This window comes from Campylobacter concisus, from assembly GCF_902460715.1.
Lineage (GTDB): Bacteria > Campylobacterota > Campylobacteria > Campylobacterales > Campylobacteraceae > Campylobacter_A > Campylobacter_A concisus_AK.
In genome coordinates this window covers 247,168-267,981 of record NZ_CABPUX010000002.1, presented here as the reverse complement: position 1 = coordinate 267,981, position 20,814 = coordinate 247,168, and the positions used below count along the sequence as shown (strand labels likewise).

Below are 20,814 nucleotides of genomic sequence, written 5' to 3'. Positions count from 1 at the left end.
AATGCAATACTCTTATAATAATTTTTATGAAATTTTGACCAAAGTAGCAAAGCAGAATCCAAACCAGATAGCGATCTTTGACGAAAAAGAGAAGCTAAAATACCACGAAATAAAGCAAAACGTCGATAAAGTGGCGGCTTACTTGCAGCTTTGCGGAGTAAATTTTGGCGACAAAGTGGCTATGGCGGTGGCAAATTCGAAAGAATTTATCATCTCATACCTTGCTATCACGGCTATCGGAGCGGTCGCGGTGCCGATGAACACCTTTTTAAAAACAAATGAGTTTGAGTATATCTTAAATGACTGCGGTGCAAGGGTGCTTTTCGCCTCTAGCTCACTTGCAAAGGAGCTAATCGCACTTAGCGAGCTTGAGATTTTAAGAAAGATCATCTGGATCGGTCAGACGCCTAAAAAGCTTCAAAGCGCCTCAAAAGACGACTATGTAAGCGTTGATGAGGAGTATGGCGAGAGCGCTTATCTCTCTTCTACACCACAAATTTCAAAAGAGGATATGAGCAAGGGCTATGAAAATAACGGCTTTGTAAAAAATGTAAATTTCAGCGAAGCACTAAATCACAAATACACCCTAAGCATCACGAAATACCCTAAAATAGACGATCTCATGCACATCATCTACACCTCAGGCACCACAGGCAAGCCAAAGGGTGCGATGATAAGCTATAAAAATATCTTCTCAAACGTCATCGGCGCTCACGAGCGTTTTAAGGTTAAAAAAAGCGATAGATTTATCGTATTTTTGCCGATGTTTCATAGCTTCACGCTCACAGCGATGGTGCTTTTACCGATATATGCAGGCGCTTCGATGGTGCTTGTAAGATCGGTCTTTCCATTTTCAAATGTGCTAAAGCAGACGCTGCTTAAAAGAGTCACTGTATTTTTGGGTATCCCAGCCATCTATACAGCCATCGGCAAGGCAAAAATTCCTTGGTATTTTAGATGGTTTAACCGCATAAGGCTATTTGTAAGTGGCGCTGCTCCGCTTGCTAAGCAAACGATCGATGATTTTAGAGTGAAATTCCCACGTGCAACGCTAGTTGAAGGATATGGCCTTAGCGAATGCTCGCCAGTCGTAGCGGCAAATTTATTTGACAAGCAAAAGCTTCTAAGCGTCGGTCCTGCGCTAAATGGATATGAAGTCAAGATCGTAGATGATGAGATGATGGAGCTACCAGTCGGGCAGATAGGCGAGATCATCGTAAAAGGTGACTGCGTCATGCAAGGCTACTACGGCATGCCAGGCGTGACTGATGAGACCATTATAAATGGCTGGCTAAAGACAGGGGACCTTGGCAAGATCGATGAAGAGGGCTTTATCTACATCGTTGATCGCAAAAAAGACCTCATCATATCAAAGGGCATAAACATCTATCCACGCGAGATCGAAGAGGTCATCTATAAGCTTGAAGCAGTCGAAGCTGCAGCAGTCATCGGTGTAAAGGACGTGCATGCAGACGAAGAGGTCGTCGCTTTCATACAGGTAAAAGATGGCATGGATCTTGATGAAAAGACGGTTAGAGAGCATCTAAAGAAAAATTTAGCAAATTTCAAAATTCCAAAAAGCATTTATTTTGCCGAGGAGCTGCCTAGAAACGCGACTGGCAAGGTGCTAAAACGCGTGCTAAAAGAGCAGATAAAGGATAAAATTTAGTGAAGTATTTGCTTGATTTTCTAAACCAAGACCTCAAAAAAAGCAAAATTTACGAGCTTATAAAGTGCGGCGATGAAGAGGGAGAAATTTTAAAATACCTAAGCAAAGCCTACGTGCAAGGCACGGCTAGTATGAGCGTTTTTGAGCTACTTGGAGCTGTCTTTGGCACGCAAAATGACAAGCAGCTTTTATACCTTAAATTTATAAAAAACTTGCTGGATAGCGGCTGGATAGTGCAAAACTACAGCCTCTTTAAAATGCCAGAGAACTCGCAAAAAAGCTCTAACCAAGGGCTACTCTCGCTACTTCACTCTGAAATTTCACTCTCTAGCACATTTTTAAAGATACTTGAAGATGGCAACGCCGATATAAATTTACCAGAGCTTGCGCCTTATGAAGATCATTTGGAGTATTTAAAAGATCAGTTTTTAAAGATAGAGCTTTACTCAAAGGCTGCAATATTTGAAGGTGGCTCAAATGACGCTAAAAAGCGGATAAACGAGCAAATTTCTGAGCTAACAAAGCGCATAAATGAGCGTGTAAAACTAAGCAAGATCAGCCTAAAAATAGAGCAAATTTTTAAAGAAAACTCGCTTGATGAAAAAGAGCAGATCATATTTTTAGCCCTTTTAAAAGAGGAGTATGCGGGCGACTTTGAAAACGGCCGCGACCTAAACACTCTAGTTGGGCTAATAAGCAAAGACGAGCTTGAACGCATCAAAAATCGCACTCTTTTAGAGGACGGCTCAAGGCTCATAGAAGGCGCTCTAATCGACTACGACGAGGTTTTAAACGCTTATGGCAACGTTAGCAAGAGCTTTTTTATAAACGAAGAAATTTTGCAAAGCATAATGCACCCAAAAAATGACAAAAACAGCAAGAAAATCAAGATCGAAAGCCTAGTAAAAGAGCAAGAAATTTTTGAGCTCATTGAGCCAGTAACGAGCCTAGAAGACGTCGTGCTAAACGAAAAGACAAAGCAGCTTTTAAGCACGATACTAAAGCAAGTCGATAAAAAAGTGCTCGCTAGACTAAGTAGCTGGGGCATAAAAACTAGGAAAAATATAGACGCAAAGATCATCTTTTACGGCGAGCCTGGCACTGGCAAGACGATGAGCGCCGTTGGGCTTGCAAAGAGCCTAAAGAAGCAAATTTTAAGCTTTGACTGCTCAAAAATTTTAAGCAAATATGTCGGCGAGAGCGAGCAAAATGTAAGGAAAATTTTTGATACTTACAAAGAAATTTGCAAAAAAAGTGGCAGCGAGCCAGTGCTCTTGCTAAACGAGGCCGATCAGTTTTTAAGCACGAGAGTGGAGAGCTCGAGCGGGGCTGAGAAGATGCATAATCAAATGCAAAATATCTTCTTAGAGCAGATCGAGCGCTTTGAGGGCGTGCTGATCGCCACGACAAATTTCTTGCAAAGCCTTGATGTGGCATTTTCTAGGAGGTTTGACTATAAGATCGAGTTTAAAAAGCCTGATTATAACGGCAGGCTTGCCATTTGGCGTAAAATTTTGCCTGAAAATGCGAGCTTTGAAGATGGCTTTAGCGTTGAAAGGCTGGCTGAGTTTAACCTAAGTGGCGCACAAATCGTCCTTGCGCTAAAAAACACCGCTTTGAAAGTGGCGATAAAAGATGATGGGATCTTTACCTTTGAGGACTTCAAAACGACGATAGAGCGTGAGCTAAACTCAAGCTTTGGCGAGGATAAAAAGATGGGATTTGGCTCTTAGGCCTTATCTTATTTTATAAATTTGATTTTACGCTACAAAAATCACTGACCTTTATAAGAAATTTGCTTCACTCAATAAAGTTTAGACGAGCTTCGCTGCTAAAATCACGGAAAACACGAGTTAAATTTAGGCTTTGGCGATAAAAAATACAGACAAGTGCCGAGAGTGTTAAATTTTGTTTTTATGCGGAACATGTCCTTAGAAGCGACAGGGAAAGTGAGCTAAATTTGAGCTTTGATGAGAATGAAAAGATAAATTTTGCTCTTGGATTTTTCTAAAGTATGTTGTAGGCTTTACACTACCACAAAAACAAAAGCGCGAATATCAAATTTGCCTTTATAGTCAAATTTACACGAAGACTACCACTAAAAATTTATAGAAAAGGCGAAGCGAATTCGATCTTTGGCAAAGTAAAAAGAGGTTTTGCTCTTGTGCTTTTTTAAATATACGCTTTGCGTCACAAAGCAAAGTCTAAAACATCGGTACTTGCCAAACTAAACGTGGAATTTTTTACAATTAAATTTTGGCAAAAACACGGCAGGATAAATACCCATCCATAGGTTTTTTGCATAAATTTAACTCACTTGCCTTAAATTTATTACAGCGTCCTTTTGCAAACAATCATTTTTCAAAAATCCAAAATTTTGAAATTTATCCACTCTGCCTTAAACATCAAGCGTGCAAAGTGCATATCTCTAGTTGCGTATGCTTTTGCATTAAATTTTGTTTTTATCTATGTAAATTTGCAAAAACCACAAGCATGATAAATGCACTCATAACCGCCTAATGTAAATTTAGCTCACAGCTTCAAATTTACTATTGCATTTTTATTAAAAAGCCAAAATTTTAAATTTTATCCGCCGTGTGAAGCGTGGGCGTGAGTGCTTTTTTATAACGTTTTATCATTTTTCCTAATACAAAAGTCGCCCGCTCCATGAAATTTAACCCCAAAAAAAACAGTAAATTTCAAACACGCTTCCGCGACTTTTGCAACATCACTTTTCGAACCAAAAAGTAAATTTACCGATCTTTTTAATAATAAATTTAAAAGGCTATGAAATTTTAGTAGTCAAATTTATATAGAATTTTACTGATTGATCTTATCAAGCAGCTCTTCGACCTCTTCAAGCGCAAAGGCCTCTTCTGAGCTTTGCTTTAAGAAGCTCTCCATAAATTCTTTCTTAGATATCGCAAGGTCAAGCTCCTTGTCGCTGCCCTTTTGATATGCGCCGATGCGAAGCAGGACCTCATTTTCTTTTAAAAGCGAGTAAAGTCGCTTAAATTTCATCGCATTTAGCTTGTGCTCTTTGCCGATCACGTCGCCCATGACACGCGAGGCCGAGTTTTGGATATTGATAGGTGGGTAGATGCCAAAGTCCGTTAGCTCGCGGCTTAGCACGATGTGGCCGTCTAGGATAGAGCGGCTTTGGTCAGCTATCGGGTCGCTCATATCATCGCCCTCGACTAGCACGGTGAAAAACGCCGTGATACTGCCCTTGCCCTCCTCTTTGCCCGCGCGCTCCATCAGCTGTGGCAAGAGTGTGAGCGAGCTTGGCGGATAGCCTTTTGAGGTCGGTGGCTCGCCAAGCGCAAGGCCGATCTCACGCTGTGCCATCGCAAAACGCGTAACGCTATCCATGATGAAAAGCACGTCGTTGCCCTGCTGTTTGAAGTATTCAGCCACGCTCATAGCACAAAAGGCGCCGTATTTTCGCATGAGTGAGCTATCGTCACTTGTCGCTACGATGATGACCGTGCCCTCTAGGTCGCCGCCTAGGTTTTTTTCGATAAATTCTGGCACCTCGCGGCCACGCTCGCCTATTAGCGCGACTACTTTTATGGGGGCTAGCGTATTTTTTACGATCATGCCCATGAGGGTTGATTTGCCCACGCCAGATCCTGCGAAAATTCCCAGCTTTTGCCCCTTACCACAAGTAAGCAGCCCATCTATCGTCTTTATGCCAACACTAAAAGGCTCGTTTATAAGCCCCCTTTTCATCGCATCTATGGGCGCTCTCATGATCGGCATATATTCAGTCGTATCAATCGCCCCTTTGCCGTCAATGGGCTTCATAAATGGATCGACCACGCGGCCTAGCAAATTTGGCCCCACTGGTATGCTCATACCCTGATCACTCTCATAGACAAAGTCGCCTATCCTAAAGCCCTCGACAAAGCCAAATGGGCTAATATAAGCGCCGTCTGTCTTTATCTGCGTGACCATGCCAAGGCCGTTTTTGCTCTTGTCTTTTGCCACTATGCGCACGATGTCGCCGATACTTGGGCGAAGTCCGGTGATCTCTATCGTAGTAGCTGTGATCTTTGTGATGACGCCAAAAGTATTTGAGAGCTTCACGCCCTCTTTAAGCCTTGAATTTATGCGCTCTAAACTCAAAAATGCGTTTCCCTAGGCGAATTTATCAGCGAGAAAAACTCCCGCCTTGTGTCTGCGTTTTTGATAAAGCAGCCCCTAAGCGCAGAGGTCGTAGTAGTCGAGTTTATCTTCTCCACACCCCTCATCTCAACGCACATATGCCTTGCCTCAACTACGACACCAACGCCTTTTGGAGCGATAACCTCCTCAAGTGCCTTTGCGATCTGCTCGGTCATCTGCTCTTGAATTTGCAAGCGTCTGGCGTAGATATTTACCATGCGTGGAATTTTACTAAGGCCAACAACCTTGCCATTTGGAATGTAGGCCACATGCACGCGGCCGATAATAGGTAGCAAATGGTGCTCGCAAAGGCTGTAAAACTCGATGTTTCGCATTAAAACCATCTCGTTGTTTGAGCTAGTAAAAAGAGCGTCACCAAGGACTTCTTTTGGGTCCTGATCGTATCCGCTAGTTAGAAATTTAAAAGCTTTATAAACGCGCTCAGGGGTTTTAATAAGCCCCTCTCTGTTTGGATCTTCGCCGATGATAGTTAGCATATTTTTAACTGAATTTTCAAAACTCTCTTGCATAAATTTTCTCCGTAATTTTATCGCCAAATTCTACGTTAAAACGCCTTTTATATCTATAAAAATTTACAAATTTACAATGAAATAAGGAAAATTCTGCTATATTTTGGGCTAAAAATTTGTATTCATAAAGGAATTCGATGGAAATCAAAATCAAAGCTCTAGATAGCGTAAATACCCTAGCAAGCACAACCATAAGTGCAGATGCTATAAAGTCTAGCGTAGAAAAACTAGCAAAAAAAGCAGCAAAAACTATGAAAGTAGATGGCTTTAGACAAGGCCATGTGCCAGTCGCTGTCGTGCTAAAACGCTACGAGAAAGAGCTAACAAATGACGCTGAGCAAGATGTCTTAAGAGATGTAGTCGAAGAGGCTATCAAAAAAGCAGGCAAGAAAAATGACGACCTTATCGGCGAGCCTATCGTTTCAAAATTTGACAGAAAAGATGACAAGATCGACGTTGAGCTAACAGTTTCATTTAAGCCAAGTGTCGATGTGAGCGGCTATGAGAGCTTAATACCAGAGTTTTCAAACCCACGCGTTTTGAAAAAAGATATCGATGAGAAAAAAGCTGAACTTCTAAAAATGATAGCTCCACTTGAAAAAGTAGAGAGCAAAAGAGGCCTAAAAGTTGGCGATTTTGCTAAATTTGACTTTGAGGGCTTTGTTGATGGCGTTGCATTTGAAGGTGGCAAGGCTGAAAACTACGTGCTTGAGATCGGCTCAAATCAATTCATCCCAGGCTTTGAAGATGGCATGGTAGGCATAAAAGTTGGCGGCGAAAAAGATATCGAGGTTAAATTCCCAGAAAACTATGGCGCTGCACATTTAGCTGGCAAAGATGCCGTTTTTAAAGTCAAACTTCATGAAATTCAAGAGAGAAAGATCCCTGAAAAACTAGACGAAGAGATGCTAAAAACTATCCTTCCAAATGAAGAAAAACCAACTGAAGAGCTACTTGAAGAGCGCATAAAAGAGCAAATTCGCCAAGAGAAAATTTATAAGCTTATAAACGAAGAGCTAAAACCAAAATTTGCTGAAGCTGCGGTTGAGAAATTTAAATTTGACGTGCCAAAAAATATCGTCGAGCAAGAGATCGATATGCAGTTTAGAAACGCATGGAGCTCATTTACTCCAGATGATATGAAGAAATTTAGAGAGGACAAAGACGCTCTAGCTAAAAAACGTGATGAATATAGAAAAGACGCTGAAAATAGCGTTCGCCTAACTTTCATCATAGATGAGCTAGCTCGCGTAAGAGGCGTGAAAGTGAGTGATCAAGAGGTCGTTCAAGCGATCTATTTTGAGGCGTATAGAAGCGGTCAAGATCCAAAAGCGCACCTTGAGATGTACCGCAACCAAGGCATGCTCCCAGCTATAAAGATGTCGATGATCGAAGAGAAGCTATTTAGCGAGCTTTTCAACAAAGAAAAAGACGAGAAAAAAGCAAGCAAAAAAGAGAAGGCTGAGTAATGAGCTATTACGTTCCTGTCGTAGTTGAAAGAACTAGTAGAGGTGAGCGAAGCTATGATATATACTCCCGTCTTTTAAAAGACAGGATCGTTATGCTAAGTGGCGAGATAGAGGACGGCATGGCCGCTTCTATCGTTGCTCAGCTGCTATTTTTAGAGGCTGAGGATCCAGATAAAGATATCTACCTTTATATAAACTCACCAGGCGGCGTGATAACAAGTGGCTTTAGCATCTATGACACGATGAACTACATAAAGCCAGATGTTTGCACTATCTGCATCGGTCAGGCTGCTAGTATGGGTGCATTTTTACTAAGCTGTGGCACACCTGGCAAGAGATATGCTCTGCCAAATTCACGTATCATGATACACCAACCACTTGGCGGTGCTAGAGGACAAGCGACTGATATCGAGATACAAGCTCGCGAAATTTTACGTTTGAAAGAAATTTTAAATGGAATTTTGGCAAAAAATACAGGTCAAAAACTAAGCAAGATCGTAAAAGATACTGAGCGCGACTTCTTTATGAGCTCAGCTGAAGCTAAAGAGTACGGACTTGTCGATAAAATTTTGGAGAAAAGTTTTAAATAAGGCCCAAAGTGATAAAGATAGATAACGCACCAGATCCAAAAAGAAAAGCAGCTGAAGCAAAACCAGCTGTCAAAAAAGAAAAGGTAAATATCTATAAATTTTCAGAGGACGTTTTGCACGAGCTAAGCGACGACAACGTCCCATCTACGCCGACAAACTACTCTATCTACTTTGAAAAGATGCTTGATGGGCAGTCAGATGAGTTTAGAAAAGAGATCGGCGATATCATCGTGGCAAATTCTGAAAGCTCAGTGCCGACAAATGGCAATATCTCTATCGAAAAAGAGGTAAAACAAGGCTTTATCCAGATAAAGAGCATGCTTCAAGCAGTCGTGCTCATCTATAAAAATTTAGGCGTTATGAGAGGCCTAGTGCAAAAGCGTATGGATGGGCTTAAAAACAACACAAACGTCCTTGCGCTTCAAAACGTTTTAAGCGCCTTTAACCAGGACCTAATCAAGCTAAACGACCTCATGGACAAGCATCTTGACGTCATCAAGATGAGCTACGAAGAGGTTGGCAAGATGTTTAAGGCGATCGAAGAGCAGTCGATCTACGACACAACATACGAGGTCTATAACAAGAAATTTCTAGTAGCGACCATAAGCAGCGAGATCGAGTCTGTTAGGCGCTACGGCTATAATGCCTCATTTTTGCTAGTCAAGATAAAAGATAAATTTGCAAACCGCGTTAAAAATTTAAAAGAGCGAAACAATATGTTTAAAAGCATGTCGCAGCTTCTTTTAAGGACTTCACGTAGAAGCGATATAGTCGCACACTACGGCGATGGCTGCTTTGCTATGGTGATGAAATACACCGATGAAAATGGCACAAAGCAAGCGTGCGCGAGAATTTTAAACATGCTCTCATCTATGCCTTGGAAGATCGACAACGAAGAGTGCAAACTAGACGTGCAGATCGTCTCAAGCATGATCTCAAAGACAAAGAGCACCGAAGAGCTGCTCTCTCACGCGCTTGACAAGCTAGAGACCAACCAAGATCTAAATGAGCCGCTATTTTTAGACGAGAAAGCAGAGAATTAGTTTGATCCTAGAAGTTTTATCCTATCCAAATAAAAAACTTTATGAAATTTCAAAAGAGGTTGAGGTTTTCGATGAGAAGCTTCACAAACTTCTTGATGATATGTATGAGACGATGATCGCAAAAGAAGGCATCGGTCTTGCGGCCATACAAATAGGCGTTGCAAAGAGAATTTTCATCATAAATTTAGCCAACGAAGAGGGTGTGCAAGATAAAGAAAATTTAATCGAGATCATAAACCCAAAATTTGAGCTACGTGAGGGTGAGTGCGTCTATCAAGAGGGCTGCCTTAGCGTGCCTGGCTACTACGAGGATGTTAAAAGAAGCGAGGTAGTTGCTATCAAATTTCAAGACCGCTTTGGCAAGGAGCAGACCTTAAAGACTGATGGGCTACTAGCGATCGCCATCCAGCATGAAAATGACCACCTAGACGGACATCTTTTTATAGAAAAAATAGGCTTTAACAAACGCAAAAAATTCGACAAGGAATACAAAAAGCAGAAAAAAGAAAAGACATCATGAAGTCCTTAAAATGTGCTACTTACGGCGACGGACTAAAGATCATTGATGTTGAGTCGATCTTTTCTCGTGGGCTTCCTGGCTTTAGCATCGTGGGTCTTGCAAGCACCAGCATCAAAGAGAGCACAGAGCGCGTAAAGGCGGCACTTTTGGCGCTTGACTTTGCCTTTCCAGCGCAAAAAATAACCATAAATTTATCCCCCTCAGACCTGCCAAAAAGTGGCTCACACTTCGATCTAAGTATCGCCCTTTTAATCGCTCTTCAAAAGGCAAAAAGCTTGGAGAAAATTTTTGTTTTTGGAGAGCTTGGACTTGATGGCAGTGTAAAAAGCACGGCAAATTTGTTCTCAATCCTACTCTTTTTAAGCACGCAGGTGCAAAAGGCAAAAATTTTAGTGCCTAGTGAGATAGCGGCAAAAGCTTCGATGATACCAAATTTAGAGGTTTATGGCGTTAGCACACTAGAAGAGGCGATAAAGTTTTTTAGCGACGCAGAATTTGCTAAAAGCACGCATTTTAGCGCCACACACGAGTTATTTTCAAATGTGATAGAAATTTCTGGAAAAAGATATGTTCCAAATTTAAACTTCGAGCTTGATTTTAAGGACGTCTTGGGTCAAGAAAGAGCCAAAAGAGCCTGCGTCATCGCAGCCGTTGGCATGCACAATATCTTATTTGAAGGTAGCCCAGGCAGCGGCAAGAGCATGTGCGCAAAACGCCTCGTCTATATAATGGCGCCACAAAGCCTAGAAGAGGTGCTAAAGTCCGCAGCCTACCGCTCGCTAAACCTGCAAGATAGCGAATTTACAAGCACTAGAGCCTTTCGCTCGCCACACCACACCTCGACAAAAAGCTCGATCTTTGGCGGAGGCTCAAACGTCGCAAAGATCGGCGAGATCGCACTTGCAAATGGCGGAGTGCTATTTTTTGACGAGTTTCCACACTTTTCTAAACAGGTGATAGAAAGCCTCAGAGAGCCGCTAGAGGACAATCAAATCCACATCGCAAGGGTAAATTCAAAAGTGACTTACGAGACTAAATTTATCTTCGTAGCCGCTCAAAATCCCTGCCCTTGTGGGAATTTGTTTTCTCGCAACCTAAACTGCAAATGCAGCGAAAATGAGATAAAAAACTACAAAGCCAAAATTTCTGCCCCAGTGCTTGACCGCATAGACTTAAAAGTCGCGATGGATGAGAGCTCGCCAGATGACAAGGCAAGTTTAAGCTCACAGCAGATGAGCGAGATGGTTTTAAAAGCCTTTATCTTTCAAAAAAAGCGTGGTCAAGATGAGCTAAATGGCAAGCTAAATGACGCGCAGGTGGTTAATTTTTGCACGTTAAACGCCGAGGCGAGTGAGATTTTACAAAAGGCCGCCACGAAGTATAACCTCTCTCAAAGGGGCATAAAAAGGACGCTTAGAGTGGCTAGAAGCATAGCCGATCTTGATGAGAGTGAGCAAATTTTAAAGCCCCATATCCTAGAGGCGCTTAGTTTTAGGGCATAGAATGAAAAATTTATATTTAGACACGAGAATTTTAGACGAGCGAGCAAGCAAGAAATTTGACCTTAGCGAAGAGCTTTTAATGGAAAATGCAGCCGCAGCCATAGCAAATTTCATACGCAAGAAATTTAAAAAAGACGAGAGAGTGCTTGGCATTTGCGGTGGCGGAAACAACGGCGCTGACGTGCTTTGCGCTTTAAGGATGCTAGAGGGCGAGTATGAGTGTGAATTTATCCTAGCTAGCCAAAGCTTAAAGCCACTAGCCACCAAGCAGCTCGAACGTGCTAAATTTGCTGGCGTGCGAGAGAGCAAAGACGCAGAAAATAGCTTAAATGGCGCAAAGTGTGTCATAGACGGGCTTTTTGGCTCAGGGCTAAATAGAAATTTAGACGAAAAGCACATAGAGTTAATCTCAGAAATAAACGCTAGCCATGCTTACATCATCGCTTGCGATATGCCAAGCGGGCTAAGTAGCGAGGGTAAGGTGCTTGGCGCTTGCGTAAAAGCAGACGCTACTATCACGATGGGAGCTAGAAAGCTAGGGCTTTATAGTGACGCAGCAAAAGACTACGTGGGCAAGATAAAGCTCGCCACACTTGGCATAAGCGCGCAAAACTACGAGTATGAGAGTGACTATCACCTGCTTGAAAAACGCGATCTCATGCTTCCAAATAGAAAAAATCAGTGCGTAAATAAGGGCGACTTTGGCCACGCATTTATCATATCTGGCGAGCACATAGGAGCTAGCAAGCTTTGCGCAAAGGCGGCATTTGCCTTTGGGGCTGGGCTAGTTAGCGTGATAGGCGAGCAAGGTTTAAATTTACCAACGCACATCATGCAAGCTAGCAAGATAAGCGAGAAAATGAACGCTGGAGCCCTTGGTATGGGGCTTGGCAAAAAGGGTATAGAAGAGCTTGAGGTGCAAATTTTAAAGGGCAAAAAGCTTGTGCTTGACGCCGATATCTTTTACAGCCCAAAAGTGCTTGAGCTGTTAAACAAAAACTGCGTCTTGACACCTCATCCAAAGGAGTTTTGCTCGCTTTTAAAAATTTGCAAAATGGCCGATATAGATGTGCAAACTTTACAAGAAAACAGATACGCTTACGCGAGGGCTTGGAGCGAGAAATTTGAGGCTGTTCTTGTGCTAAAAGGGGCAAACACTATAATCGCCAAAGAGGGGCAAATTTACGTCATGCCTTATGGTAAAAGCGCGCTTGCAAAAGGCGGTAGCGGCGACGTGCTAAGCGGTCTTGTACTAGCGCTTTTGGCTCAAGGCTATGAGCCACTAAATGCTGCCATCTCAGCCACTTTAGCTCATGCGCTTAGCCTTAGAAATTTTGACAAAAACAGCTACGCGCTGGAGCCAACAGACATCATCAAAGGAGTAAAATGCTTACGAAAAAGATAGCCGTACTTTTTAGCGGCAGTGGCTCAAATTTAGAAGCGATACTTAAAAAAGTTCATAATCAAATTTTTAACGGTGTAAAGATCGAAGTTTGCCTTTGTATCTGCAACAAGCCAGGTGCATTTGGCATCGAGCGAGCTAAAAAATTTGGGCTTGAAACGACGATAATAGAAAGCGCTAAATTTGACAAACGTGAGGAATTTGACGCTGTTTTGGTGGAGCAAATTTTAAAAAGTGGGGCAGATCTAACGGTGCTTGCAGGCTTCATGAGGATACTAACGCCAGTTTTTACAACGCAGGTCAAAGCCATAAACCTTCACCCATCTATCCTGCCGCTTTTTAAGGGCGCACATGCGATAAAGGAGAGCTTTGAGAGCGACATGATGATAGGCGGTGTGAGCGTGCATTATGTGAGTGAGGAGCTTGATGGGGGCAAACTGATCGCGCAAAGAGCATTTGAGCGCGAGGATGGCATGAGTTTAGATGAGTGGGAGGCTAAAATTCACGACATAGAGCATGAAATTTTGCCTGATAGCATAATAAAAATTTTAACAAAGGAAGTAAATGTTTGAATGGTTGAGTTCGCCAGAGGCGTGGATATCGCTACTTACGCTAACTGGCTTGGAGATAGTTTTAGGCATAGATAACATCATATTTATCGCTATTTTAGTAGGCAAACTGCCACCAGAGCAAAGGGGCAAAGGCCGCATTTTAGGGCTTGGCTTTGCGATGATCACTAGAATCATCCTGCTACTTTCGCTATTTTGGATCATGAAGCTTACAAAGCCGCTCTTTAGCATAGGTGAACTTAGCATCACTGGACGCGATCTAGTGCTCATAATAGGCGGTCTATTTTTGATAGTAAAATCCTCAATGGAGATCCACGCAAACGTCACTGGCAAGCATGAGGAGGCTCACGAGAGCAAGTCTCATCCAGGATTTTTTGCGACTATCCTTGAGATAGGGATTTTAGACATAGTCTTTTCGCTCGATAGCGTTATCACCGCAGTTGGCATGGCTCAGCACATCGATATCATGATACTTGCCGTCATCATCGCAGTTGGCGTGATGATGTTTGCCTCAAAGGCGATCTCAGAATTTGTCGATAACAACCCAACCATAAAAATGCTAGCGCTAGCATTTCTAGTGCTAGTTGGCTTTGCGCTCATACTTGACGGCTTTGGCGTGCATGTGCCAAAAGGCTACATCTACTTTGCGATGGGCTTCTCGCTAGTGGTTGAGTGCCTAAATATCTACGCTAGAAAAAGGGCATCAAGAGAGCAAAAATAAAAATGTGAGCCAAAATGCAGATAAAAAATTTAGATCACATCGTTATAGTCGTAAGCGACGTTAAAGAGGCGCTTAAATTTTACTGCGACATTTTAGGCATGCGACCAGCTCAGAAAGACGGTCACATTAGCCTAAATTTTGGCTCACAAAAGATAAATTTACATAGGTTTGAGGGTGAGTTTTTACCTGCGGCAAAGCATCCAACAAAGGGTAGCGCTGATATATGTTTTTAGCTAAAAATGACATAGAGGACGTGCGCTTGGAGCTACTTTCAAAAGATATAAAGCCCGAGTTTGGTGTCGCTAGGCGAAACGGAGCATTTAAAGCAATGAAAAATTTATACATTTATGGCAAAAATTTAATAGAGCTTAGCCCAGATGAAATTTAACAAGAAGGCAGCTTGGACCTACTAAAAGACCCGCTAAATAAACTAATCATCTCGCTCTCGCTGCCAGCTGGCGTGGGCATGATGTTTAACACGCTTTACAACGTCACTGGCACATTTTTCGCCGCTAAAATTTCAACCCTTGCAGTTGCTGGCATGGCGATGAGCTTTTTACTCTACCTAAGTGTCGTTGGCATCGGACTTGGCTTTGGCTCGGCACTCACCGCGCTAATAGGCAACAGCCTAGGCGCAAACAAACCAAAAATGGCTAAACTTTATGCGGCAAATGGCATCGTTTTTGTGCTTCTTTTTGCCTTATTTATGGGGCTTTGTGGCTACTTACTAGCACCAAATTTACTAGTCATTTTAGGAGCTGATCATCACTACATCAATGAGGCACTTGACTACGCTGGCGTCATCTTTCTTGCAGCTCCATTTTTCTTGCTTATAAAATCACTTAATGGCATACTGGTCGCACTTGGCGATACTAAAAGCTACCGCAACTGGCTATTTTGCGGCCTTTTTATCAACGCATTTTTTTGCTATCTTTTTGCTTTTATCTTTGCGCTTGGAGTAAAGGGTCTTGCACTAGCAACGGCTAGCGTGCAGTTTTTAGGCATGATCTATCTCTTTTTTAAAGTTAGAAAAAGCAAGATGATAGAGCCTAGAAATTTAGGCTACTTCGTGCCAAATTTCGCCGTCTGGACAAAGATACTAAAGCAAGCCTTGCCAGCTTGTCTAAACTACCTCTCAATGTCACTTGGCTCGCTCGTGCTTTTAAAATTTGTAAGCTTTTACGGTGTCAATGCAGTGGCAGGTTATGGCATAGCCTTAAGGATCGAGCAAATTTTAGTGCTTCCAACCATCGGCATGGCAGCAGGAGTGCTTAGCATCATCTCAAGAAACTACGGCGCTAAGAGCTTTCAAAGAGCGATGCAGTGTTACAAACTATCGCTTCTTTTTTTGCTCATCTACTGCGCCTTTGCCTACATCTTTATCAGGCTTTTTGGCGAGAGCGCGATCAAGCTCTTTGACAGCACGCCAGCCGTGCTAGAAGTGGCAAAGCTCTACCTTGGCATCAACTCACTTGCTTACATGGCTTACGGCACGATAAACATCTCAGGCAGCACGCTACAAGCGATAAAACGCCCAGTGGCGATCTTTTTGCTAAATGGCTTTAGACAGCTCGTACTTCAATGCTCGCTCTTTTACGCGGTAGTCTTTTGGCTTGGGCTTGAGATCAAATTTATGTGGCTAGCGCTCTTTTTTAGCGTCTATTTTACGGCGATTTGCTTTTTGGCTTGGACGCTTTTTAGGTTAAAAAGAGCTACGAGCGCAAGCTTTTAAATTTAAAACTAAACGCAAAAAAGCAAAGCGAGGCGACTAAGATGATGCTAGCTCCGCCTGTGAGGTTGAAATAAAAGCTGATCACAAGCCCGATAAAGCAAAAGATGATAGAAAAAATAGTTGAGATTAGCATCATTAGCCCCAGCCTTTTGGCAAAAATTTGAGCAATATAAGGCGGTATGGTAAGTAGAGCGATGACAAGTATGAGCCCCACCACGCGGATCGTAGCCACCACGCAAAGCGCCATCATACAAACTAGCAGATAGTGAAAAAATGTCGTATTTACCCCGCGAAGTTTTGCAAACTCCGCATCAAAGCTGATCGCCACAAACTGGCGGTAAAAAAGCGCGATGAGAGCTAAAAACAAGAGGTCTAAAACGCTCATAAAGGCGATATCTGTGCCGCTAACTGCAAGTATCGAGCCAAAAAGATAGCTCATAAGATCAGCGTTATAGCCAGGAGTTAGATCGATAAATATAATGCCAATAGCCATGCCAATCGCCCAAATAGCGCCTATTACAGAGTCGATGTTTGTCTTATCTTTTAGCGTGATCGTGGCGATGATGAGCGCTAAAAATAGTGAAAATATACTCGCTCCAAAAAGCGGCTCAAGTGAGAAGAAAAATGCAAGCCCTATGCCGCCATACGCGCCGTGTGCGATGCCTCCAGCGATGAAGGTCATCTTGTTTATCACCACAAGCGAGCCTATCATGCCGCATATTATGCTTACTAAAATGCTAGCAATAAAGGCATTTTGCATAAAATTTAACTCTAAAATTTCACTCATTTTCTCTCTTTAAAATTTAAAAACATTGCTCTTTGTTTTTTCGCAGCCACACTCGCCAAGTGCGATCTCGACATCACAAAAATGGCTATGTGTTCTAGCTAGATGCTCGATAAATTCTCTCTTTGCAAGATTTTCATGCGTTTTATGAATGTGTAAATTTTTACTCACATAAGCGATCTTTGTAGCGTAATTTAGCACGATATTTAGGTCGTGACTGACTAAAACCACGCCCACGCCATTTGCGTTTATGCCCTTTAAAATTTCATAAATTTCAGCCTGCCCTTTTGTGTCGATGCTGGCTGTTGGCTCATCTAAGATGAGTACTTTTGCATTTGCGCAAAGCGCTCTAGCGATATAGACGCGCTGCCTTTGACCGCCACTTAGCTCGCCGATCCTCGCGTTTGCAAACTCCCTCATACCGACCTTCTCAAGAGCACTTAACGCTAGGGCTTTTTCATCTTTTGAGTAAAAACCAAAGATTTTTTTATCGATTAGCCCCATCAAAACGACTTCTAAAACCATCATCGGAAAGCTTTGATTTGATAAGAAATTTTGCGGCACGTAGCCTATAAATTTACTTACCTCGCTTGGCTCTTTGCCAAAGAGTTTGATCTCGCCACTTTGAGGCTTAAGCAGACCCAAAATGAGCTTTAAAAGCGTGCTTTTGCCACCACCATTTGGGCCAATTATCGCTAAAAACTCGTCGCTACTATAGTCTAAGTTAATACCCTCTAAAACGACTTGTTTATCGTAGCTAAAGTTTAAATTTCTAATTTTTATAATATCTTTCAAAACAGGCTCTTTTGCGTAAATGTCGTGACAAAAATGAAAAGTCCAAGCCAAAGCATGATGCCAAGGGCTGCAAATTCTGCGTAGATTTTAAACTTTTTTAGCTTAATGTTCGTGCTGATCTTTGAGCCAAAAACTGCCGCTACAAATATCACCACACTCATGCCAAGCGCCATAAACAGGCCACTTATCACGCCTGCAAAGTAGCTGCCTATCTCATTTGCCAGCACAAAGACTAAGATCGTGCCTGGACAGGGCACAAGAGCCGCAGCGGCCGCTACTAGCCACTCCTCTTTGCTCTTTGGCTTTTTGGTTGAGCAAATTTGACAGCCACATTCACTTTTAAATTTTGTATTTTTACTCAAATTTTGACTTAGATTTGATCTAAAAATATAAAATTTAGTCTCATTTTTGTTTGAGAGATAAAATTTGATCTTTTTAATGAGCATAAAAATCGCCACAAAAAAGATCACAACCCCAGAAAATGCGGTCGTTATGCTAGCAGTGTCCTTTGTGAGGTCGCTGCTTACTTCACGAAGCAGTAAAAAGCTAGCAAAGACAAAGACAAATGCGCCCACGACATGCAAAAAGCCGATCTTTAGTGCAAATAAAAACGCCCTTTTGTAACTGCCTCCAGTTGCGGCAAAATATGAGCTAGTTAGCACCTTGCCATGGCCTGCTCCAGCAGCGTGCAAGAAGCCATAGCCAAATGAGATAAACGCTAAAAATAGCAGCGCAAGCGGACTTTTATAATCCACGCTTCTTAAAATTTGCTTTAGCCTATCAAGCAAACTTAGGCTAGTTTTTGAGACGATGTCAAATTTCGCCTCGTCGATCTTATCTATCTGGCTTAAATTCTCATCGCTCGCGCCTACTACTGGCTCTTTTAGCAGCTCTTTAAGCGCTGGCTTTTGGTTGTGAGCTTTGGCTGCTTCTTTGCCTGAAAATGTAAAAAATATCAAATTTGAGTTTGAATTTGGTATCGCCCAGAAGCTTTTACCAACTAAAAATGCGTTATTTTGCGTGAATTTGAAGTTAAAATAGCCCTCTTTGTCCTCCATATCAACCGACACGACAAGTCCGTCAGCGACCACTAAATTTGTTTTAAAACTCACGTCAAATTTAAGCCTGCCCTCGTCAAAGTAGAGCTTGTATTCGTTTAAATTTGGCTCGATTTTAGTGGCGTTTTCGTCTTTGTAATAATACTCAATGTCCGTTAGATAGTGCCTTGGCACGAGGTAGTCGAGTAAATTTAGACGGATCTTTCTAAGCTCTTTTTCGTCTATCTTTTCATCTTGATTGAGGTCAAAATTTTGCTTCATCAGGTCTGAGAAATTTTGCGAAAATGTCCAAGTAAAGGCTATTTGTGTGATGTTATTTTCGTGTGCGACAAATTTCGCGCTAACGTGAGCTGTGGGGCTATAAAGCGAGCATAGAGCACACCCGAAAGCATTTATGGCTAGTAGGCAAATGACGATCAGGCGTGCTAACATTTTTATAGACTTTTAGCGAAAATTTCAGCCGTTTTTTTCATCTCGGCTAACCAGTTTTCAGGCAACTGATCTATCATGACGACCTTTGAGCCAGTCTCTTTTGCGATCAAATTTGCAGCCTTTGTTGGAAACTGTGGAGCTACGAAAATGACCTTTACACCGTGCTCTTTAGCCTCTTCTATAAGCTCTTTTAGCTCAGCTGGCTTTGGCTCTTTGCCCTCGACCTCGATAGCGATCTGCTCTAGGTCATAGCGCTTTGCAAAGTAGCCCCAAGATGGGTGATATACGATAAATTCGCGAGTTTTGACATCTTTTAACTCATTTTTGATAAAGCCATCAAGCTCATCAAGGCTAGCTTTAAATTTAGCCAAATTCTCCTCATAAAGCTTTGCATTTTGCGGGAATTTCTCTATTAGCGCCTTTGCGATGTTATCAGCTTGAGTTTTTACTAGGATAGGGTCAAGCCAGATGTGTGGGTCAAGGCCGTCGTGGTGATGATGGTGCTCTCCCTCGTGGTCATGGTGCTTATGATCGCCATGGTCGTGGTGCTCGTGTTTATGTTCGCCCTCGTGCTTATGCTCGTGGTGCTCTTCATGTTCATGCTCCTCGCTCATAGCGATCTTTTCGATACCATCTTGCGTCTTTACGATGCGTAAATTTTTAAATGTCTTTGAAAAGCGATCCAGCCACGCGTCCTCAAACTCGATGCCGATAGCAAAGTAAAGCTCGCTCTTTTCAAGCTCCTTCATCTGCTTTGGTTTTGGCTCATATGTGTGTGGATCAGCGCCTTTGCCAACCATCGCATTTACATCTAGCGTATCTCCAGCGATCTGCTCGACAAAAAATTTCGTTGGCAGTATGCTAGTAGTCACAACTGGCTTTGCAAAAAGAGACAAAGCACAAACAGCTAAAAAAACGATAATTTTTCTCATTATCTCTCCTTTAAAAAATAATTGCGAAGTTTAGCAAAATGCAACTTGGTTGCAACTTAAAAAGCAAATGCCTAAATTTAGCCTTTTCTTTTAAATATAGTTTAAATCTTTTAGCGTTAATATACGAAAAATGAAAAGGGCAAAGATGAACGCGAGAAATTTCTTAGAAGAGCACAATATCAAGGCTACGACGCTTCGCATAAAGCTTGTTGAAATTTTACAAAACGCCAAAACGCCGCTAAGCTACGACGAAATTTTAGAGAGCCTTGACGCAAACAAGACGACCTTTTATAGAAGTATGGAAATTTTTGAAAAAGAAAACCTCGTGATAAAAACCGAAAACAACCACAAGAGCTACTACGAGCTGGCAAATGAAGCCAAAGCCTACTTCATCTGCGACGTCTGCCACAAAGTAACAAACATCGATATGCCCCACCTAAACGTCGCTAAAAATATAAAAAGTGCCGTGATAAAGGGCGTTTGCGACGAGTGCGGTCACGAGTAAAGTGCGATGATCTCAGCTGGGATCGCCTTTGGACGGTTTTTCTCAAGGTCGATATAGACAAACTCTGTCTTGCCTGAGGCTATTAGCTCGCCATCTTTTTTAAACTCAAAATATCTGCAAGATGTCGCCTTGCCCTCAGTCTGCGTGTAGGTGTGAATTTCTATCTTGTCCATCAGCTTTGCGCTTTTTATATATTTTGCTTCATTTTTTCTAATGAGCCAAATTTCGCCCCTTTTATACTGCGCCTCGACCGTGTCGCCAACTGCGGCAGAGTGAGCAAATGCAGCCTCTTGCATAAGCGTGAAATAATAGACATTATTCATGTGTCCGTGCATGTCGATAGCTTGTGGCGGGATGGTGACGTGATATATAAAATCTCTCATTTTTGACCTTT

At 42.3% G+C, this 20,814-nt stretch carries 21 protein-coding genes; 14 read left to right on the top strand and 7 right to left on the bottom strand.

Annotated features, from left to right (window positions below; translation table 11 throughout):
* Position 1 precedes the first annotated feature (1 nt).
* Positions 2–1,669, top strand: coding sequence for a fatty acid--CoA ligase (locus tag F3G91_RS07205; RefSeq protein ID WP_149701131.1), 1,668 nt, complete (start codon positions 2–4; stop codon positions 1,667–1,669).
* The gene (locus tag F3G91_RS07200; RefSeq protein ID WP_021086655.1) at positions 1,669–3,402 is read left to right on the top strand and encodes an ATP-binding protein; all 1,734 of its coding nucleotides are present in this window, start codon (positions 1,669–1,671) and stop codon (positions 3,400–3,402) included. The genes F3G91_RS07205 and F3G91_RS07200 overlap by 1 nt, the downstream gene beginning before the upstream one ends.
* A gap of 1,087 nt (positions 3,403–4,489) precedes the next feature.
* Here the strand turns inward: F3G91_RS07200 and fliI are convergent.
* Together fliI and folE are read right to left on the bottom strand one after the other, a co-directional pair.
* The gene (gene fliI, locus F3G91_RS07195; RefSeq protein ID WP_004317323.1) at positions 4,490–5,797 is read right to left on the bottom strand and encodes a flagellar protein export ATPase FliI; all 1,308 of its coding nucleotides are present in this window, start codon (positions 5,795–5,797) and stop codon (positions 4,490–4,492) included.
* Complete coding sequence (gene folE / locus F3G91_RS07190) at positions 5,794–6,366, bottom strand: GTP cyclohydrolase I FolE (protein ID WP_107945414.1); 573 nt, start codon at positions 6,364–6,366, stop codon at positions 5,794–5,796. Before folE ends, fliI begins: the two co-directional genes overlap by 4 nt.
* A gap of 137 nt (positions 6,367–6,503) precedes the next feature.
* Between folE and tig the strand changes: the two genes are divergently transcribed.
* Genes tig through F3G91_RS07140 form a run of 11 tightly spaced genes read left to right on the top strand, consistent with a single transcriptional unit; the run spans position 6,504 to position 15,914 of the window.
* Positions 6,504–7,835 (top strand): trigger factor, encoded by a 1,332-nt coding sequence (tig, locus tag F3G91_RS07185; protein ID WP_149701130.1) that lies wholly within the window; start codon positions 6,504–6,506, stop codon positions 7,833–7,835.
* A complete protein-coding gene (gene clpP / locus F3G91_RS07180) occupies positions 7,835–8,425 on the top strand; it encodes an ATP-dependent Clp endopeptidase proteolytic subunit ClpP (RefSeq protein WP_009295070.1) in 591 nt (196 codons plus the stop codon). The genes tig and clpP overlap by 1 nt, the downstream gene beginning before the upstream one ends.
* Before the next feature lie 8 nt (positions 8,426–8,433).
* Positions 8,434–9,468, top strand: coding sequence for a GGDEF domain-containing protein (locus F3G91_RS07175; RefSeq protein ID WP_021088789.1), 1,035 nt, complete (start codon positions 8,434–8,436; stop codon positions 9,466–9,468).
* A 1-nt stretch (position 9,469) separates the two neighbouring features.
* A complete protein-coding gene (def, locus tag F3G91_RS07170; RefSeq protein ID WP_012001014.1) occupies positions 9,470–9,988 on the top strand; it encodes a peptide deformylase in 519 nt (172 codons plus the stop codon).
* Complete coding sequence (locus F3G91_RS07165) at positions 9,985–11,490, top strand: YifB family Mg chelatase-like AAA ATPase (protein ID WP_149701129.1); 1,506 nt, start codon at positions 9,985–9,987, stop codon at positions 11,488–11,490. The genes def and F3G91_RS07165 overlap by 4 nt, the downstream gene beginning before the upstream one ends.
* 1 nt (position 11,491) lies before the next feature.
* The gene (locus F3G91_RS07160; protein ID WP_149701128.1) at positions 11,492–12,895 is read left to right on the top strand and encodes an NAD(P)H-hydrate dehydratase; all 1,404 of its coding nucleotides are present in this window, start codon (positions 11,492–11,494) and stop codon (positions 12,893–12,895) included.
* Positions 12,877–13,464, top strand: coding sequence for a phosphoribosylglycinamide formyltransferase (gene purN / locus F3G91_RS07155; RefSeq protein WP_149701127.1), 588 nt, complete (start codon positions 12,877–12,879; stop codon positions 13,462–13,464). Before F3G91_RS07160 ends, purN begins: the two co-directional genes overlap by 19 nt.
* Positions 13,457–14,182, top strand: a complete 726-nt coding sequence (locus F3G91_RS07150) for a TerC family protein (RefSeq protein WP_149701126.1) — start codon at positions 13,457–13,459, stop codon at positions 14,180–14,182. Before purN ends, F3G91_RS07150 begins: the two co-directional genes overlap by 8 nt.
* A gap of 14 nt (positions 14,183–14,196) precedes the next feature.
* On the top strand, positions 14,197–14,415 hold the full coding sequence (locus F3G91_RS07145; protein WP_052292721.1) for a VOC family protein: 219 nt from the start codon (positions 14,197–14,199) through the stop codon (positions 14,413–14,415).
* A complete protein-coding gene (locus F3G91_RS10265) occupies positions 14,406–14,570 on the top strand; it encodes a VOC family protein (protein ID WP_188116811.1) in 165 nt (54 codons plus the stop codon). The genes F3G91_RS07145 and F3G91_RS10265 overlap by 10 nt, the downstream gene beginning before the upstream one ends.
* Before the next feature lie 12 nt (positions 14,571–14,582).
* A complete protein-coding gene (locus F3G91_RS07140; RefSeq protein ID WP_149701125.1) occupies positions 14,583–15,914 on the top strand; it encodes an MATE family efflux transporter in 1,332 nt (443 codons plus the stop codon).
* Here the strand turns inward: F3G91_RS07140 and F3G91_RS07135 are convergent.
* Genes F3G91_RS07135 through F3G91_RS07120 form a run of 4 tightly spaced genes read right to left on the bottom strand, consistent with a single transcriptional unit; the run spans position 15,895 to position 19,915 of the window.
* Positions 15,895–16,701 carry a metal ABC transporter permease gene (locus tag F3G91_RS07135; RefSeq protein ID WP_021088771.1) on the bottom strand — a complete coding sequence of 269 codons (807 nt, stop codon included), beginning with the start codon at positions 16,699–16,701 and terminating at the stop codon, positions 15,895–15,897. The genes F3G91_RS07140 and F3G91_RS07135 overlap by 20 nt on opposite strands.
* Positions 16,702–16,710: 9 nt before the next feature.
* A complete protein-coding gene (locus F3G91_RS07130) occupies positions 16,711–17,493 on the bottom strand; it encodes a metal ABC transporter ATP-binding protein (RefSeq protein ID WP_103620814.1) in 783 nt (260 codons plus the stop codon).
* A complete protein-coding gene (locus tag F3G91_RS07125; RefSeq protein ID WP_149701124.1) occupies positions 17,490–18,983 on the bottom strand; it encodes a nickel/cobalt transporter in 1,494 nt (497 codons plus the stop codon). Before F3G91_RS07125 ends, F3G91_RS07130 begins: the two co-directional genes overlap by 4 nt.
* 2 nt (positions 18,984–18,985) lie before the next feature.
* Complete coding sequence (locus F3G91_RS07120; protein WP_149701123.1) at positions 18,986–19,915, bottom strand: metal ABC transporter solute-binding protein, Zn/Mn family; 930 nt, start codon at positions 19,913–19,915, stop codon at positions 18,986–18,988.
* 145 nt (positions 19,916–20,060) lie between these two features.
* On the opposite strand from F3G91_RS07120, the gene F3G91_RS07115 reads away from it, so the two are divergent.
* A complete protein-coding gene (locus F3G91_RS07115; RefSeq protein WP_103651825.1) occupies positions 20,061–20,420 on the top strand; it encodes a Fur family transcriptional regulator in 360 nt (119 codons plus the stop codon).
* On the opposite strand, the gene F3G91_RS07110 is transcribed toward F3G91_RS07115, so the two are convergent.
* On the bottom strand, positions 20,411–20,803 hold the full coding sequence (locus tag F3G91_RS07110) for an acyl-CoA thioesterase (RefSeq protein ID WP_149701122.1): 393 nt from the start codon (positions 20,801–20,803) through the stop codon (positions 20,411–20,413). The genes F3G91_RS07115 and F3G91_RS07110 overlap by 10 nt on opposite strands.
* Between the last annotated feature and the right edge of the window lie 11 nt (positions 20,804–20,814).